2 protein-coding genes and 1 pseudogene are annotated in these 2199 nt (G+C 42.2%); 2 read left to right on the top strand and 1 reads right to left on the bottom strand.

Annotated elements, in window-relative coordinates; all coding sequences use genetic code 11:
• A pseudogene (locus tag L888_RS0111070) lies at positions 1-114 on the top strand (RteC domain-containing protein); the annotation flags it as partial.
• An 88-nt stretch (positions 115-202) separates the two neighbouring features.
• Here the strand turns inward: L888_RS0111070 and mobA are convergent.
• Complete coding sequence (mobA, locus tag L888_RS0111065; protein ID WP_027952935.1) at positions 203-616, bottom strand: conjugal transfer protein MobA; 414 nt, start codon at positions 614-616, stop codon at positions 203-205.
• Between the two features lie 708 nt (positions 617-1324).
• Here mobA and L888_RS0111055 point away from each other — a divergent pair.
• Positions 1325-1753 (top strand): DUF3408 domain-containing protein, encoded by a 429-nt coding sequence (locus tag L888_RS0111055; protein ID WP_027952933.1) that lies wholly within the window; start codon positions 1325-1327, stop codon positions 1751-1753.
• The last annotated feature ends 446 nt before the right edge of the window (positions 1754-2199 follow it).

The following is a 2199-nucleotide window of genomic DNA, read 5'->3' as shown; positions in this document are numbered from 1 at the left end:
ATGAAACGCCGCAAGGATGACAGCCGCACCTATTTTCTTGATGAACTCCGAGAGGAGCTGAACAAGCGTATGGTGGAGAGCGACCTGAAAGGCGGCAAGTTCAAGAAACGGTAATTGCATTCAAATGGTTAATCAGGTTTCCTAAATTAAAAGGGAAGCCTGATTTTTTATCCATAAAGAACAATACAATGTAAAATGGCTACTACCGTTGTTGCCATTTCTCCTGAAACTCACGAGTGAGTTGTACGATTTCGCCTCCGATTATTGCTAATTCAAGTGTCAGTTTCTCCAACTTGGCGAGCATCGCAAAGGCTTTCTTCTCCGTGAAATTGCTTTTCAATGTAACTACGGTCTGGTTATAATTCACCCCGACACTGCGAAATTGCCCGTACAAAGTCGTCAGCTTTTGATAATAATCAAGCAACGAACGATCCACTTTTATCACCCGAAAAGTCTCATTAAAGATTCTTGCCTTGATGAATAGTGATAGACTTGTCACACCGCTTTCCTCTTTCATCGTGAGGAAATGAGCGTATTCCGTCGGTGTGAAATTGACCGAAACACGCTTTTCTGTCTTCTCTTTGGAGCGTGCGCTTCGAATTTTCTTCATTTTCATTTCTTATTTTGGATTTTAGTGTTTCACGACATCACCGGCATTTGAGGCATCGCATTCTCTCTTCCAAGAAAAACGACTTCGGAGTTTTTTCAGCCCTCTGCAAGAGCAAGGGTTTTATGCAGCAAAAACGGAGTTGTGCTGCATAAAACATACCTTGCTATTTGCTCCGACGCAAATAAATCCGTCTCGAAAGGCGGTGTTTTATCTTCTCGAAATGTATGTTTTCAAAGCCATGAAATATCGGCTTATCGCTTGCTGCAAAGTTACTGCCTCTTGTCCCCAAAGCCATTAGGTGAAACGAAGCCACAAATAACCAAATCGAAGCCACAAGTACGCATCAAAGGAAATTATGCTGATTACAGCATCACCGAGCCATATATTTGCACTGACGAATATGTCGGTGAGGGTATGCGTCTTCGATAACATCTCGTTTCGATGAGTGGTGTGGACAGGGGTGTATATCAAAGGACATATCCTTATTCCTCTCATCCGAACGTGGGAATGTGCGAAAGCAGATACAATCGAACGATTGTATTGATGGACACCAATGAACATCTCCACTGAAAGGGTATGAACGAAAGGATGTACCCCTGCTGATACAATCTGATTATCGGGCATATCTTCGATAGCGGACGTATTCATCTTCATCGGTAAATATACCGACAACGAAATGAACAGTGAATTGTATAACAATAAAATTAAGTAAGTATGACAGAAAACCAAAACGGCAAGGCAAATCCCGTTGCCATCCGAGAACTTGTTTCACAGGGTATTCCCATGAAAAGAAAAGAGAGTGAGATGAAACGCTCTCAATCAGAAGAGCAGATTGTCAAATCGGAACGTCTAAATGACAAACCAATATCAAAGGATTTTTCAAGAGTCCCAAGAAGAGAAAGGCGAAAGTCTGACAAGGGCGATTATGAGTCGCTTTTCATTTGTCGCAACACCTTGAAAAATCGCAAGACCATCTATATTGCCAAAGAGTTGCAAGACATATTGGCGGAGATAGTCATGTCGATGAGAAACAGAGATATGACCATCGGCATCTATGTGGAGAACATCATCCTTCATCATCTTGAAACCTACAAAGATGAAATCAACAGATTGGCGGAGATGAAGTTCAGGAAGCTGTTGTGAGTCATTTAGTAGCGGCTTTTTGTTACTTTTGAGCCGTCTCAATTCACTGTCAAAAGTAACGAGATGCTTTTTCTTTAGGCTTTTTTGGTCACTCGAAGTAAGTATAAGAAAGAAAAGGAACGTTCGGCAAATTTGCCGAACGCTTTACTCTGTCTGTTCTTCTTGAACGGTTATCCATCCCGTTCTTATGTCGGGATAAATCATCTTGTCTGATTTTATGCGGATTCCAGAGGTGAGGGAGTTTGAGTTTCAACTTTTTCTTTTTCCCTGCTTCTCGCATATCCGACATTTTTTTATGCGTCTTTCCGTCGGGTCGGTCGTTTTCGTTTCAGGGGCGTAAAAAGGTAGGGCTTAGGACAAACAAGGTTTTACGGCGAGAATACTACCTGCAATGAAATGGAAGTGTGGAGATTGTCGTCTAAACGGCTTGCCGCCCCGACCTTTTT

Origin of the sequence: Hallella seregens ATCC 51272, assembly GCF_000518545.1 — a bacterium.
GTDB classification, from domain to species: Bacteria; Bacteroidota; Bacteroidia; order Bacteroidales; family Bacteroidaceae; genus Prevotella; species Prevotella seregens.
Note: the sequence above shows the minus strand (reverse complement) of the source record. Positions and strands in the feature narration are given on the sequence as shown.

Excerpts from the sequence above, each read along its gene's own strand:
- mobA (WP_027952935.1), bottom strand. The coding sequence starts at position 616 with ATGAAAATGAAGAAAATTCGAAGCGCACGCTCCAAAGAGAAGACAGAA.
- L888_RS0111055 (WP_027952933.1), top strand. The coding sequence starts at position 1,325 with ATGACAGAAAACCAAAACGGCAAGGCAAATCCCGTTGCCATCCGAGAA.